At 39.8% G+C, this 16,343-nt stretch carries 8 protein-coding genes; all 8 read left to right on the top strand.

Annotated elements, in window-relative coordinates; genetic code table 11:
- Positions 1-2 precede the first annotated feature (2 nt).
- The 8 genes from nhaC (at position 3) to J3L16_RS04925 (ending at position 16,285) form a co-directional block, all read left to right on the top strand.
- Positions 3-1,448, top strand: coding sequence for a Na+/H+ antiporter NhaC (nhaC, locus tag J3L16_RS04960; RefSeq protein WP_207611787.1), 1,446 nt, complete (start codon positions 3-5; stop codon positions 1,446-1,448).
- Complete coding sequence (gene pepN, locus J3L16_RS04955) at positions 1,445-4,045, top strand: aminopeptidase N (RefSeq protein ID WP_207611786.1); 2,601 nt, start codon at positions 1,445-1,447, stop codon at positions 4,043-4,045. The genes nhaC and pepN overlap by 4 nt, the downstream gene beginning before the upstream one ends.
- On the top strand, positions 4,029-4,259 hold the full coding sequence (locus J3L16_RS04950; RefSeq protein WP_207611785.1) for a DUF2835 family protein: 231 nt from the start codon (positions 4,029-4,031) through the stop codon (positions 4,257-4,259). Before pepN ends, J3L16_RS04950 begins: the two co-directional genes overlap by 17 nt.
- A gap of 134 nt (positions 4,260-4,393) precedes the next feature.
- On the top strand, positions 4,394-6,469 hold the full coding sequence (locus tag J3L16_RS04945; RefSeq protein ID WP_207611784.1) for a DUF1302 domain-containing protein: 2,076 nt from the start codon (positions 4,394-4,396) through the stop codon (positions 6,467-6,469).
- Positions 6,470-6,481: 12 nt separating this feature from the next.
- Positions 6,482-7,855, top strand: a complete 1,374-nt coding sequence (locus J3L16_RS04940; protein WP_207611783.1) for a DUF1329 domain-containing protein — start codon at positions 6,482-6,484, stop codon at positions 7,853-7,855.
- Between the two features lie 66 nt (positions 7,856-7,921).
- Positions 7,922-8,965: a YCF48-related protein gene (locus J3L16_RS04935; RefSeq protein WP_207611782.1), complete on the top strand. Its 1,044-nt coding sequence runs from the start codon at positions 7,922-7,924 to the stop codon at positions 8,963-8,965.
- A gap of 9 nt (positions 8,966-8,974) precedes the next feature.
- The gene (locus J3L16_RS04930; protein WP_207611781.1) at positions 8,975-11,296 is read left to right on the top strand and encodes an MMPL family transporter; all 2,322 of its coding nucleotides are present in this window, start codon (positions 8,975-8,977) and stop codon (positions 11,294-11,296) included.
- Positions 11,297-11,458: 162 nt separating this feature from the next.
- Positions 11,459-16,285: an NAD-glutamate dehydrogenase gene (locus tag J3L16_RS04925; protein ID WP_207611780.1), complete on the top strand. Its 4,827-nt coding sequence runs from the start codon at positions 11,459-11,461 to the stop codon at positions 16,283-16,285.
- The last annotated feature ends 58 nt before the right edge of the window (positions 16,286-16,343 follow it).

The following is a 16,343-nucleotide window of genomic DNA, read 5'->3' as shown; positions in this document are numbered from 1 at the left end:
TTATGAAAACGCCTAGTTTATCTGATGCGCTTATACCCATAGTTTCTCTCATCATAATGATGGGAGGCTCGGTTTATTTATTTGGGGACAATTCCTCTTTTGGCCCCAACCAAATTGCTTTGCTTTTAGGGGTAGGAATATCAGCCATCATTGGATTAAAAAACGGCTATACATGGGCTTCTATTGAAAAAAATATCGTTAAAGGTATTTCAATGTCGTTAGGCGCATGTCTTATTTTGTTAGCTGTGGGGGCACTAATTGGAACTTGGATGCTTGCTGGCACCGTTCCTACTTTGATTTACTATGGTCTAGCTTTGTTGAACCCCAGTTTTTTCTATGCCGCAGCGTGCTTAATTTGCGCCGTTGTCGCTATGAGTATTGGTAGTTCATGGACTACAGCCGCAACTGTTGGTGTTGCCTTAATGGGCGTGTCTACAGGCATGGATATGTCGCCTGCAATTACAGCTGGTGCAGTTATTTCAGGCGCGTATTTTGGCGACAAAATATCTCCCTTATCTGAAACTACAAATTTGGCCCCTGCTGTCGCCGGCACGAATTTGTTTGAGCATATTAAATATATGCTGTGGACGACCATACCTAGCTTTGTTATTGCTTTGATTTTATTTTTAATCATTGGGTTAACAGAAAATGGAGCGGAATCTGCTCAGCGTATTGCAGAAATGCAGTCTCTACTCGCAGAATCGTTTAATTTAGGTGTTCATCTACTGATCCCTCTTTTTGTCTTGCTTACTTTAGCCGTTCGCAAAATGCCAGCATTTCCAGCTGTGTTTATTGGGGCTATTTTAGGCGCAATTTGGGCAGCATTATTTCAAATTGATGTTGTGTATTCTCTGAGTGAAAACGACAGTAAAGATGCAATTTCCGCTCTTATTGTAATTTGGACAGCGCTTTTCGATGGGGTTAGCTTTTCAACGCCCGATGAAAACTTAAATAGTCTTCTTAGTCGTGGTGGTATGTCGTCGATGCTAAACACAATTTGGTTAATTATTTGTGCTATGGCTTTTGGTGCAGTGTTAGAGGGAACCGGTTTATTAAACCGCATTGTAAGTACAATTTTAAAAGGCGCTAATTCAGCTGGGGCTATGGTAACGAGAACGATATTGACATGTATTGGCACCAATGCCGTTACTGCAGACCAATACATGGCCATAGTAATGCCTGGGCGTATGTATAAAGAAGAATTTGAAAAAAGAGGGTTAGATCAACTTAACCTTTCTCGAAGTCTTGAAGATGGCGGCACTTTAACTTCTCCTCTAATCCCTTGGAATACGTGTGGCGCCTACATGCACGGTGTACTTAGCGTTCATCCATTCGAATATTTCGTTTATACTTTTTTCAATCTTATCAACCCAATAATGGCAGTAATTTACGCCTACGTGGGCATTAAAATTCTTCGGATCACTCCGCCAAAACTCAAGACGTCATGAAATCAAAACTCAGATTAGATTATCTCCCCCCAGAATTTACTATTACAGATGTTTCTTTAGATATTACGCTTCATCCCACTGAAACGTGTGTTGTTTCAGAGTTGAGGTTGAAGCGTGTTGGCAAAAATACCTCTGCTCTTGTGTTAGATGGAAAGGGCATGTCCTTGAACCGTTTAGAATTAGACGGCCAAAGTGTTGCCCCCAATAGGTATTCTGTTAATGAAGAGCAATTGGTTATCAATGATGTGCCTGATAGTTTTGTTCTTAAGGTAGTAACAACAGTTAATCCTCAAGAAAATAAGGCATTAGAAGGGCTTTACTTAACCAACGGGGCTTATTGCACTCAATGTGAGGCTGAAGGCTTTCGTCACATTACGTACTATTTAGATAGGCCTGATGTACTGGCTACCTTTACGGTTTCTGTAAATGCAGACGCGGAAAAGTTTCCTTATTTATTGAGTAATGGCAATAAGGTTTCTGAAACTGTTGAGGGCGGTGTTCGTACAGTTGTTTGGTATGATCCGTTTCCTAAGCCTTGTTACTTATTCGCCTTAGTTGGTGGTGACTTTGACGTTCTTCGTGACACCTTTACAACCCTGTCTGGTAGAGAGATTGCCCTTGAGCTTTTCGTAGATAAAGGTCAACTAGATAAGTCTGAATTTGCCATGGAAGCGCTTAAGCGTGCAATGAAGTGGGACGAAGACACCTTTGGTCTTGAATACGATTTAGATATTTACATGATAGTTGCGGTAGATTTCTTTAACATGGGAGCTATGGAAAACAAGGGGTTAAATGTTTTCAATAGCAAGTTCATTTTAGCAAACGATCGCACGGCGACGGACACTGATTACTTCAACATTGAAGCTGTGGTAGCCCATGAGTATTTTCACAATTGGACGGGCAACAGGGTTACTTGTAGAGACTGGTTTCAGCTGAGTTTAAAAGAAGGCTTAACTGTTTTTAGAGATCAATTGTTTAGTGCTGACATGACGTCGGAATTAAGTACTCGAATTGATCAGGTTAAAATGATTAAAGAGCATCAGTTTCCTGAAGATGCTAGTGCAATGAGTCACCCCATTAGGCCAGATGAAGTCATGGAAATGAACAATTTCTATACAGTGACTGTGTACGACAAAGGGGCTGAAGTCATTCGCATGTTGTGGAATATTATCGGTGAAAAAGCATTTAAAGCCGGTATTAATACTTATTTTGCGCGATTTGATGGCCAAGCGGTGACTTGTGATGACTTTGTTGATGCAATGCAAAGTGAAACGAGCATTGATTTATCTCATTTTCGCCTCTGGTATAGCCAAAGTGGCACACCCAAGCTTACTGTGGAATTAAATGAGAACAATCGAACGCTTTGTTTATCTCAGCACACCCCTAAAACTGCGGACCAAGCGACTAAACAGGCAATTCCTATTTTATTGGATTACCGCTGTTATGACGAAAAGGGGCAAAATTTACCTTTAGATCTACCCTGTGAATCCACTACTCAATTAGATCGAAATAAGTTTTTACTGAATAGTGATTCGGCGGTAATTCGCATTGGAGGTATGTCCTCATTAGATAAAGTGACTACCACGTTTAACGCAAATTTTAGCTCGCCAATTATTGTAGAACGTGATGTAGACGTAGATAGCCTCGCTAGAGTTGCACTTTATGATACTGATTCATTTAACCGCTGGGATGCTATTCAAGAATTATATAATTATGAAGTTAGTTGTGTAGAGCAGGGGGCATCAACTGTCAGTAAGCAATTTGATTCTGTATTTTCAGCTATTTTACAACAAGGTAATTGTAAAGAAGAAACAGCGGAATTTTTGTCGTTACCCAGTGTTGAAAGTTTGATTCAAAAAAGGCTGAATGTGGACGTTGAGGTATTGTGCAACGCTAGAAGTAAGTTTATTTCCATACTCGCTAATACGTATTATGAAAAGCTCGTTGGTGCGCTAGAGTCAATTGATAAACAGGTGTACAGCTATAACAATCGCCAAGTTTCTGCAAGACGGCTAAGAAAGTCTATACTCAGTATTGTCGCCCATGATAAGCGCAGTACACAGATTATTAAGTCGACGTATGAATATGCCGATAATATGACTGATACCTTAAGTGCTTTATCTGCGGCTCAATGTTGTGCTTTGAATCTATTCGATGAGTTGATGATAGACTTTGAATCAAAATGGAAAGATGACAGTTTAGTGATTGATAAGTGGTTTGCTCTGCACGCTACCGCAGAAAGAACCGATATACTCAGCCAGTTAACTTTGTTACAAGAGCATCCGGTGTTTAATAAAAACAACCCTAATAGAGTGCGTTCACTCATTGGAAGCTTTGGTTTTTATAATAAATTGGGCTTTCACAAAAAGGATGGTTCTGGATATAAGTTTTTGACAGACTACTTATTGAAACTTGATGGTATAAACCCTCAAGTCGCGGCGAGAATGGTAACACCTCTCACCCAATTTCAAAATTTAGCGCAGTGTCATGAGCAAGAAATGAGAAAGCAGCTTTCTCGGTTAATTAACCATAAAGATTTAAGTAAAGATGTATTTGAAAAAGTAAGTAAAGCATTAGCATATGGCCAAAAAAGTTAAACATTTTTATTTTAATTTGGATGTTCCTTATCACGAGTGTGAAACAATTTATTTACAACCTGTACCCAACGCGGTTATTCGAGCAGAAAGCGGAGAGCGAGTTCAAGTACCGACTGCTAGATTGAGGCAGTGTATTACTAGAGAGGGATTAAAAGGACGTTACCAATTGACAATTGATGAACAAAATAAATTCATAAAATTCATTAAGTTATAATAAATGTAGTATCGAGAGAACAACTGGTACGATTTGTTCTTGCGATTACGTCAAAATGATGTAATCATTTTGTAAATTAAAGGTTACTTTATTTTCGTCATGTGTTTATAGGACGAAACAGGAGAAGAAGAACTATGAAATTTCACCCACGTAGTTTTGCTAAGACCCCTCTAGCACTAGGCATCATCACCGTTTTAGGTCTAAATGCTAATGTAAATGCAGCAAATTGGGAATTTGGTGACGTTAGTGTATCTCTGGATTCCACATTTACACTGGGCACTAGTATTCGCGTAGAAAGCCGAGACAATCGCTTAATAGGAAACAGTAACCAAGCTCAATTCGATTTCACTGGATTTAATCCTACATCAAATATTTTGTTTTCAAACTCAGATATTTTTGCACAATCCAATGGTACGTTTTCTACAAATGGTGACTTAGGTAATTTGGCTCACGATCCCGGTGAAGCGTTTTCTACTCAGTTGTCAGGTACACATGAATTAGACATTAAATATGGTGATTTTGGCTTTTTCACCCGTGGTTTTTGGTTTTACGATTTTGAACAACAGGACGGCAGTCGTCCTAGTGCCAATTCAATTACAGGGACTCAGACCGATTTATGCCAAGACCCAGCCGCAGCTGACTTATTGTGCGCAGACATACGGTTTTTAGATGCCTTCTTCTATGCTGATTTATGGGTTGGCGATAAACCGTTAACTGTGCGTATCGGTGAGCAAGTAATAAGTTGGGGCGAAAGTACTTTTATACAGCATGGTATTAATACGACTAATCCTGTAGATGTAACTCGATCTCAAGCACCTGGCGCTGAATTAAGAGAAGTCTTTCTTCCTGTTGGAATGGTGTTTGCGTCGTTAGGCTTAACTGATAATTTAAGTGTTTCTGGATATTATCAGTACGAATGGCAAGAAAGTTGGCTTCCTGTTTCTGGAAGTTACTTTGCGACTAATGATTTTGCAGGGGAAGGCGGTCAGAGAAACAATATTCAATTAGGTTTCTCAGGTAATCCTGATATAGATTTAGATTTCTTGCTTTCTTCGCTTAACGAGATTGGCCAAAATGTTGCGAGCGGTGCTTTGTCTACAACAGAGGCAATTACCCAGTATTTAGCATTTCCAACCCGTGTGGCCGTAAGAGCATTTAGCGACGACATACAAAATGACGCAGATGATCAAGGTCAATACGGTCTTAGACTTACCTATTTTGCAGAAGAATTGAATTCAACAGAATTCAGTTTTTATCATATTAATTACCACAGTACGCGGCCATTAATTTCTGGTGTGTCATCGGATTTCAGTTTGGAAGCCATAGCGCAAGATATCGCTTTTCTTGCTACCAATGGTGTAGATAATCGCAATATTGATACACTTCAAGCTTTCACTAAAGCAGAGTTCTTCTTCCCTGAAGACATTAAACTGTGGGGTGCTAGTTTTAATACGAATGTTGGAACAACAGCCGTCGCTGGCGAAATTGCGTATCGTCAAGATGAGCCTTTGCAAATTGATGATGTGGAACTGCTGTTGTTAGGTGTGCCTGAGCAGCTTGGTAATGCCGTAGGTACGCCTTTTGAGCGCCCAGATTTAGTAGGTATTTCTCAGCTAAATAACATAGATAGAGGAGCGGGTTTCGGAGAAACCATTGATGGTTTTTTGTTGTCTGATACTTTACAACTACAAACAACAATTTCTCATGTATTTGGACCCAAATTTGGCGCTGACAATTTCGTTCTTTTGGGTGAAGTTGGCTATGTTAATGTGCTTGATTTTCCAGATCCCGATTTAATTAGGCTTAACTCTCCTGCTACTGCAAGACCTGGCGGTATTGAGCCAACAGCAGACGGCAACTCTCGCTTAGGTATTTTACAAGCACTGTCTAATGGGCCGGAAAGCAACCCTTTTTCTGACCAAGAATCGTGGGGCTATCGCTTATTGGCTGTAGCTGATTTTAACAGTATTTATGCTGGAATTAACTTAAGAGCGAGAGCGACGTTCGCCCATGATGTTGATGGAACCACACCTGATCCATTGTTTTTGTTTATCGAAGATCGAAAATCAGCAAACCTATCATTTACGTTTGATTACTTAAGTAAATGGTCTGCGTCAGCCTCTTACAGCGCCTTTTGGGGCGGAAGAGGCACCACTAATCAATTATCCGATAGGGACTTCGTTTCTTTCAATATTAAATACGCGATTTAACGGAGCGGTTTTATGAAAAAAATTAAATATAATGTTGTCGCGGCAGCTTTAGCACTATGCTTAGGAACAGTAGCATCAGTTGATGCAAAAATAACTGCAGATGAAGCGAGTAAATTAGGTACAAGTTTAACCCCTTTAGGTGGTGAAAAAGCAGGGAATGCCGATGGCTCTATTCCAGAGTGGACTGGCGGTATTACCAAGGCACCTGAAGGATACAAAAAGGGCGGTTTTCACATTGACCCATTCCCTCAAGACAAACCACTATTTGAGATTACCGGGCAAAACTACAAAGAATATCTAGACTTGCTGTCTCCAGGGCAAGTTAAGTTATTCGAGGTATATAGTGATACCTACAAAATGCCTATTTATGAAACTCGTAGAACGGCTTCTAATCCTCAAAATATTTATGACGCAACGTTAGTCAACGCGACGAATGCGGAATTACTCGATGGCGGTAACGGGTTGAAAGGTGCAGCTACGGGTGTTCCTTTCCCCATTCCGAAAAATGGCCTAGAAGCCATTTGGAATCACATCTTGCGTTATCGCGGTGAAGCCGTACATCGTTTTGGAGGCCAAGCTGCTGTAACAGCAAGCGGCGGCTACAACGTTATTGGTTTTGATGAGAAACTATTAATTAAGTACTCTCAAGAATCAGCGACGAAGGAGCAGTTGTTAGAAGATAATGTTTTGTTTATGTTCAAGCAAAAAATCACTAAACCTGCGCGTTTGGCGGGTACTGCTTTGCTTGTTCATGAAACGGTTGATCAAGTTAAAGAGCCTCGTAAAGCGTGGACGTACAATACAGGGCAACGTCGTGTTCGTTTAGCGCCTAACATTGCCTATGATACGCCAGGAACAGCGGCAGATGGCCTAAGAACAACTGATGATTTTGATATGTTCAATGGTTCTCCTAATCGTTATAATTGGGAGCTGAAAGGTAAAAAGGAACTTTATGTAGCGTATAACAATTACAAGCTACACAGTGATGAGGTGAAGTATAAAGATATAATTCGCCCATTACACATCAACCCTGATGTTACACGCTATGAAAAACACAGAGTTTGGGTAGTAGAAGCAACATTAAAAGAAGGGTTTAGACATATTTACCAAAAGCGGGTTTTCTTCATTGATGAAGACAGCTGGCAGGTACAGGTAGTTGATATGTATGATAACCGTGATGAGCTTTATCGAGTCGGTGTTGCTCATGGCGTTAACTATTATGAAGTCCCTACGCATTGGACTACACTTGAAGTGTTTCACGACCTTAATTCAAGGCGTTATTTGGCTCTGGGCCTAGATAACGAAGAAAATATGTATGATTTTGATATTAAGGTTAATGACCGAGAGTTTTCTCCCCAAGCCTTAAGGCGAGAAGGCTTGAGGTAACACAATGAACGGCTGGATTTACCAGCCGTTTTTTTTCTTAAACGTTTTTGATACAAAGGTTTTAAATTGACACGATTTTCTTATCTTTTTGTTGTTCTATTTTTCGTTTCTGGCTATTCATTTAGTGAAGAAACGGCATTTATTGCACCCTTAGCAAAAGATTCTGTTGCATTAGATATTGCAACTACAGGAGACTTTTCTGTTGTTGTCGGAGAGCGTGGTCACGTATTAATTGCAAAGGGCGAGGGGGACTTCCAACAAGTTCAGGTACCTACTCAATCCACTTTGACTTCGGTTGCAATTGTAGAACAACATATTTGGGCAGCAGGTCACGATTCAGTGATTTTACATTCTGCTGATGCGGGAAAAACCTGGGGTGTACAATATTTCGACTCAAGCCTAGAAAAGCCAGTGCTGGATATGATTTTCATAGATGAAAATCATGGTTTTGCTATTGGTGCATACGGTTTGTTCTTACGTACGGTCAACGGTGGTGAAACATGGGTGATAGAAAGACATGCTGAGTTACTCGACCCGCTAGATCAAGAATATTTAGAAGATGTACGCAAAGAAAGCGAAGAGTATTATATTCAAGAACTAGACTCTATACTTCCTCATTTGAATAGAATATCTAAACATAATGGTCAGCTTTTAATGGCGGGAGAATCAGGATTGTTAGCGGTGAGCGATGATTCTGGAAAAACCTGGAAGCGATTTGAAACTAATTATTATGGTTCGTTTTTCGATGTCAAAGCCGTAGTAGGCAATGATTCAAACGGTATACTAGCAGTAGGTTTGAGAGGAAGTGCGTTTTATTCAGAAGATGGTGTCCAATGGGACCGCATCCAAACGTGCTCAACTTCAACGCTTAACTCGCTACTTCATTTACCCAATGGTGACATGTTGGCTATGGGGAATAACGGTACTCTGCTAAACATGTCATTTCCAATTAACGAAGCTCTGAATTCGAATACAGAAAGTTGCGACCAATCAAAAGCAGTTAAACTTTCTCAAACAAAAGATAAGAACGCAATTTTAAACGCGGTCTACCATGCAAACACGGTTATCGCAGCGACTGCTGGCGGTATTCGTCCTCTTACTCTTCGGTAAATTGTCACTATGTCAAAAATTACGCAAGCTGCTGATAAAGCCATTTTTTCAAACCGTATTTTGGTGATTGTTTTCTTTGCTCTCGTCACCGTATTCTTAGGTTATCAATCTTCAAAGCTAAAGCTAGATGCAGGATTTGAAAAAAATATCCCTCTTAATCATAGTTATATGAAAACCTATATTAAACATCGCGAGAATTTCGGTGGCGCCAATAATATACTAGTCTCTGTATGCGATGAATCTGGGGATATATACAATCAAAACTTCTTTGACACATTAAAAGAGGTCCATGACCAATTATTTTTCATAAATGGTGTAAACCGTTCATTGGTTATATCGCTCTTTTCTCCATCAACTCGTTTTACAGAAATTGTAGAAGGCGGATTTTCTGGTGGCCCCGTCATTCCTTCAGATTTTGATTCAGCACGTCCAGAGGCTCTGGCTTTGGTCGCTGAAAATGTCGAAAAAGCCAACATAGTAGGAAGACAGGTAAGCAATGATTTTTCTTGTTCTATGGTCACTGCGCAGTTACTTGATATTGACCCTGTGTCAGGTGAACCACTTAACACTTTGGCACTAGCTAATGATTTGGAAGAAAAACTAAGAACGCAATTTGAATCTAACGGCATCAGTATTCATATTATTGGGTTTGCGAAAATGATTGGAGATGTGGCAGAAGGAGCGAAAGATGTCGTGCTTTTCTTTGCTATTGCCATCGCTATTACGGCAATTATGGTGTATTTCTTTTGCCGCTCAGTCATTCTGACAATACTTCCTTTGCTATGCTCCGTCATTGCAGTTGTATGGCAAATGGGATTACTTACCTTACTTGGGTTTGGTTTAGATCCCATGTCGATTTTAGTCCCATTTTTAGTTTTTGCCATAGGCGTAAGTCATGGTGTTCAAATGATTAATACCGTGGATAAGAGAATTGGCGCGGGAGATAATGCTTTTGAAGCTGCAAATGCAGCGTTTTGTAGTTTACTTATTCCTGGTGGGGTAGCACTACTTTCTGACACTGTAGGGTTCATGACGCTACTGGTTATTGATATTGGTATTATTCGCGAATTGGCGATTACTGCAAGTATTGGTGTTGCCGTAATCATTTTAACTAACTTAATTCTTTTACCTGTTTTAATGAGCTACTTAAAACACAGTGAGCGAATTGTCGAAAAATTTGAAGAAAAAGAAAAACGAGCTTTAGTACTGTGGGTTTGGTTGTCACATTGCTGTAAGAATAAAAACTCTATTATTATTGTAATAATAACGGTTGTTTTATTCGGTGTTGGTTTAACCGTTTCGAAAAATATGAAAATAGGCGACCTACATGCGGGAGCTCCAGCGTTAAAGGCATCATCTCGTTATAATCAAGACACCGCATTGATTACTGACAAGTACGAAGTTACCGTTGATTATATTTCTGTCATTGTAGAAACAAGTACAGAAGCCTGCACATCCCATTCAGTTATGAAAGCCATTGACGATTTTCAGTGGAAAATGGAGAACATATCTGGAGTGCAATCTGCTGTGAGCTTAGCGTCAGTGGCTAAACGGGTGAATGCTGGCTACAACGAAGGGAATGTTAAGTGGCAAGTGTTACCAAGAAATCAACAAACTATGGTTCAGGCTATAAGCCGTGTTCCTACTTCATCGGGTTTGTTGAATAATGACTGCTCTGTTATGCCGGTTATTTTGTTTTTGGAAGATCATAAGGCTCAAACGATTTCTAACGTTGTAGCCGGGGTGAAAGCTTACCGAAATGAGTATCAAACCGATGATCTTATGTTTAAATTAGCATCAGGTCCTGCGGGTGTTATGGCGGCGACTAATGAAGCTGTTAGTGCGGCACAAGATCCAATGATGTTATATGTATTTGCAGCGGTTATCTTGCTGTGTTTAATCAGTTTTAGATCCATTCGCGCAACCTTGTCGGTAGTGATACCGTTATATGTCGTATCTGTATTGGCTCAAGCGTTGATGACGCAATTAAGTATCGGCCTAACCGTCTCTACATTACCGGTTATTGCGTTAGGAGTGGGGATTGGCGTCGATTATGGTATTTATATTTTATCTACGATGAATACCAAGATTAAGCAAGGAAAGTCAGTTCAAGAAGCTTACTTAAACGCATTAGAAGAACGAGGAAGCGCCGTGTTATTTACCGGTATTACGCTAGCTATCGGTGTTAGTACCTGGGTTTTCTCATCATTGAAGTTCCAACTAGATATGGGGGTGTTGTTAACCTTTATGTTCATTGTAAACATGATGGGAGCGATATTTGTGCTACCCGCTATTGCTAATTTACTTTGGTGGAACAACCAGAAAAAATGACATTTGATTTTTTATTTGATTAAAAAGGCCGTAAGGCCTTTTTTTTTATGTGTTTTTTGTAATTTTATCTATGCTGTAAAGAGAGTGTTAAAGATATTGCCCAGTGTTGAATAAGAGAACTATTCAACAAAGCACGTTTAAGTACTTTTATTAAGGTTGTTTATGATTACCTCGACTCAGAAACCGTCAGTGTTAATAGATAATGTATTTGCATTAATAGAAAAAAAAATCACCCCTGAAAAAGTAGAGAAGGTAAAACAGTTTGCCGGTCTTTTATTCACAAATATGTCGGTGGACGATTTTGAAGGTCGCACAGATAGTGATTTATACGGTGCAACTATCAGTTTGTGGAATACGTTTGAGATTTACGATAAAAACCAATCTCATATTAAGGTGTTTAATCCCAATATAGCAAGCCATGGCTGGCAGTCGTCTCATTCAATTATTGAAATCATCGTTGATGATATGCCATTTCTTGTAGACTCGGTGCGAATGACACTTAATAGGTTAAATATAACCTCACATTTATTGTTACATAGTCCAATTTACTTTAGTCGAGTCAACGACAAAATCGAAAGCTTATTTGATACGGACTGTGATGATGCGGTCAACAAAGAAACCGTATTTTTAATAGAAATCGATCGCCAAAACTCAGAACAAGCGCTGTCTGAGTTAACGATTGAATTGCAGTCTGTGCTAGATGAGGTTGTGCTTGCTGTAAGTGATTGGCAGCCAATGACAAAACAGATGAAATCGGTTATTACACAATTTTCTGATTTACAATGTCCTGCCAGTGAACCTGTGCGACAGGAGTCTTTAACCTTTCTGAATTGGGTTAATGACCATAACTTTACATTAATGGGCTATCGTTACTATAAAGTAGAAGCGATTGAAGGCGACCATTTATGGGTACCCGATATTGATTCGAGCTTAGGTTTGATGAAAAACTCTGTCAGTAAACGAGAACGTTTACTGTCCAAGCTTCCTCCGTCAGCTAGAGATATTGCATTAAGTTCTGCGCCATTGTTACTTACTAAAACTAAAACAAAAGCCCGTGTTCATCGACCGGCTCAAATGGATTACATAGGAGTTAAAGCCTTCAATTCAGATGGCCAAGTAATAGGTGAGCATAGGTTTATAGGGTTATTTTCTGCAGGTTTTTATAATAGTAAAGCATCAGATTTACCTGTTCTGAAAGAGAAAATCAAAAAAGTCTGTGAGTTATCTGGCTTTAAACCTGGAACTCACTCTTATAAAGCGTTTCTCAATATTATTGAAACATACCCAAGAGATGAATTACTGCAAACAGAAGAAACTGAATTAGCGCAAATTATTACCGGCATTTTTCAAATGCAAGAGCGTGGAATTTCTAGAATATTTATTCGTAAAGATAGTTTCGGGCGTTTCTTCTCATGCATGGTATTTGTGCCCAGAGAGCGGTACAACACCAAACTTAGAAAAAGTACACAAGAGTTGTTACAGCGTTCATTTGATGCCATTGGAGAAGTTGAATTTACAACCTATTTTTCCGAATCTGTATATGCCAGAACACATTATATCGCACAGGTAAACAACAATAATTTGGACATTGATGTGAGACAAATTGAAAAGAATTTAATTGAACTGACAAAAAGCTGGAGCGACCGGTTAGCGTCCTCAATACGCTCTTCATGTGGTGAAGGCGCGGGTAAGGCATTAGAAGCCCGCTATGCCAATGCTTTTTCTCCAAGTTACATGGAAGAAAATCTACCCAGTGCAGCTTTAGTTGATATTGAAAAATTAGAAAATTTAACCACGAAAAAACCTTTGGATATGTTGTTTTATCGGCCTCAGGAAGAAGCAACTGATAGCCCCATTGTAAAATTAAAACTCTTCCACAAAGACGAGCCCATTCACTTATCTGATGTGCTGCCAATTTTAGAAAACTTTGGTTTGAGAGTGATTGATGAAAGTCCCTATCGAATTACCTGTGCGGAAGGAAATACCCATTGGATAATGGACTTTAGTATGCTTTATAAAAGCACATCGTCATTAGATATGGAAAAAGCACAGGCATTGTTTCAATTTGCTTTTTCTAATGTATGGGAGGGGGAGCTTGAAGACGACGCATTTAACCGTTTAGTGTTAGGCGCAGGGTTAGAAGGAAGAAAAGTCACTATTCTCAGAGCGTTCGCAAAATATATGCGTCAAACGGGGAGTTCATTTAGTCATAGCTATATGGCCAATACGCTATCTAAATACCCTGACATAGCAAGACTGCTAGTCCAATTTTTTGATCTTCGATTTGATCCTAAAATAAAGCGTAGCGAATCTAAATCGAAAACGGTTTCTGAAAAGATTCATCATTTACTCGATAACGTATCGAATTTAGATGACGACCGCATTATTCGTCGCTATCTAGATATGATTTTAGCCACATTTAGAACGAATTTTTATCAGCCTGATGACGCAGGAAACGACAAGTCGTATATCTCATTTAAATTTCAGCCTGAATTTATTCCTGAAATGCCATTACCCCTGCCCAAATATGAAATATTCGTTTACAGCCCTCGTGTAGAAGGGGTTCACTTACGGGGCGGAAAAGTAGCTCGCGGTGGATTGCGTTGGTCCGATAGACTAGAAGATTTTAGAACTGAAATCCTAGGGTTAGTTAAAGCCCAACAAGTGAAAAACACGGTAATTGTGCCAGTGGGTGCGAAAGGCGGGTTCATTTGTAAAAAACCGCCAACAGAAGGGGGTAAACAAGCCTTTTTTGAAGAAGGAAAAGCCTGTTATCGATTATTTATTCGCAGTCTGCTAGATATCACTGACAACATAGTCGACGGGAAGTTGGTTCCACCAAAAGATGTTGTTAGACACGACGAAGATGACTCATATTTGGTCGTTGCTGCCGATAAAGGCACCGCAACATTTTCAGATATCGCGAATGAAATATCTGAAGATTTTAATTTCTGGTTAGGCGATGCCTTTGCGTCTGGTGGCAGCGTCGGTTATGACCATAAGAAAATGGGTATCACTGCGAAAGGCGGATGGGAGTCTGTTAAACGTCACTTCAGAGAAATCGGTATTGATTGCCAAACCAAAGAGTTCACCTGTGTAGGTGTAGGTGACATGGCCGGTGATGTGTTTGGTAATGGTATGTTGTTGTCTGAACAGACGAAAGTGATTTCAGCCTTTAATCACCTGCATATCTTCTTTGATCCTAGTCCAAATGCGGCAAAGAGTTACAAAGAAAGAATGCGCTTGTTTGAAGACCCAAGTTTAACTTGGGATGACTACGACAAAAGTTTGATCAGTAAAGGCGGCGGTGTATTTAGTCGGGCGAGCAAGTCAATCAAGCTCACACCTGAAATGAAGACCTGTTTGAATTCGAAAAAAGGTGAAATGACGCCCAACGAGCTTATTCATAACATACTGCAAATGAATGTAGATTTACTATGGAATGGCGGTATTGGCACCTATGTTAAAAGCGAAAAAGAATCTCATGCCGATGTAGGTGACAGAGCAAACGACAGTGTTCGAGTTAATGGCAAACAAGTTAAAGCTAAAATTGTTGGTGAAGGGGGCAACCTAGGATTAACTCAACTTGGTCGCGTAGAGTACGCAGCCAATGGCGGTCGAGTTAATACCGACTTCATCGATAACGTAGGCGGCGTTGACTGCTCAGATAACGAAGTGAACATTAAAATATTACTGAATCAACTCGTTCAAAGTGGCGATATGACAATGAAGCAACGCAATGCTTTATTGTACGATATGACAGAAGAAGTTTCAGAGCTCGTACTTCAAGATTGCTATCGTCAAACCCAGTCTCTTTCGATTACAGAATTGGGTGGCGTGAATCAAATTAAAGAGCAGCTTCGTTTTATCCATGGTTTAGAGCGAGAAGGGGCATTAAACCGAGAGTTAGAGTTCATACCGAACGATGATGAAATATCCGATAGGGTTGCTACAAATCAAGGATTAACGCGTCCTGAGCTGTGTGTTCTTATTGCTTATGGGAAGATGGTATTGAAAGAAAAGCTCAATACAGAAGAAATTACCAATAATGCCTATCATGGGAAATTATTGATTAACGCATTCCCTGAACGACTAAGAAAGTCCTATGCTAACAATATGCAGTCGCATCCTCTACGAAGTGAGATTATTGCGACTAAGTTGACCAATGAAATGGTTAACGACATGGGGTTAAACTTTGTATTTAGAATGGAAGAAGAAACGGGCGCGAGTATTGTTGAAATAACCAATGCGTATAGCGTGGTTAAAGGCGTATTTGATATTGAGAATTTATGGAAACAAATAGAATCTCTCGATAACAAAATAGAATCTGAAACTCAGTTAAAAATGCTTGAAAATGCACGACGATTGCTAAGACGCACCACTCGCTGGTTTATACGACATGGCGATACGAGTAACTCTATAGAAGGTGCTATTGCCGATTATTCTCCGGCAATGAATAATTTGCTCGAAAACCTGTCTACCTATTTAGTAGAAGAAGAGTACGCCACCTTAGAAAACAGTGCCAAAGCGCTGGAGCAAAAAGGTGTGCCCAAAGCACTTTCTTATCGTGTAGCGTGTTTTAGTAACTTGTTCTGTGCCCTTGATTTAGCGCAAGTCAGTATTGAATCTGGCACTGATTTGTCTGTTGTCGCGCCATTATACTTCCAAGTCGGATTCAGACTTGAATTACATTGGTTTTTAGAGCAAATCACCAACCAAGCAGTGAGTAATCATTGGCAAGCACTGGCACGAGCATCTTACCGAGAAGAGCTAGACTGGCAGCAGAGATCAATTACATCGAACTTATTGCACAACAAGGTCGGAAAAGATGAAAACTTGTTAGAGAGCTGGATTTCTCAAAATGAAACCTTGCTAAAACGCTGGTATTTGATGATGAGTGAGTTTAAAACCAGTTCAACACACGAATTTGCGAAGTTTTCTGTCGCATTACGTGAATTGATGCTTTTAAGCATGAAGTCAAACCATTAAACTACAGCCTGTTAAAAAAAGCCCTGTTTAACAGGGCTTTTTTGTATCAATGACTTTT

The organism is Alteromonas sp. 5E99-2 (assembly GCF_017368475.1).
GTDB lineage: Bacteria > Pseudomonadota > Gammaproteobacteria > Enterobacterales > Alteromonadaceae > Alteromonas_F.
The sequence above is the reverse complement of the archived record's forward strand: the minus strand, read 5'-3'. Positions and strand labels throughout refer to the sequence as shown.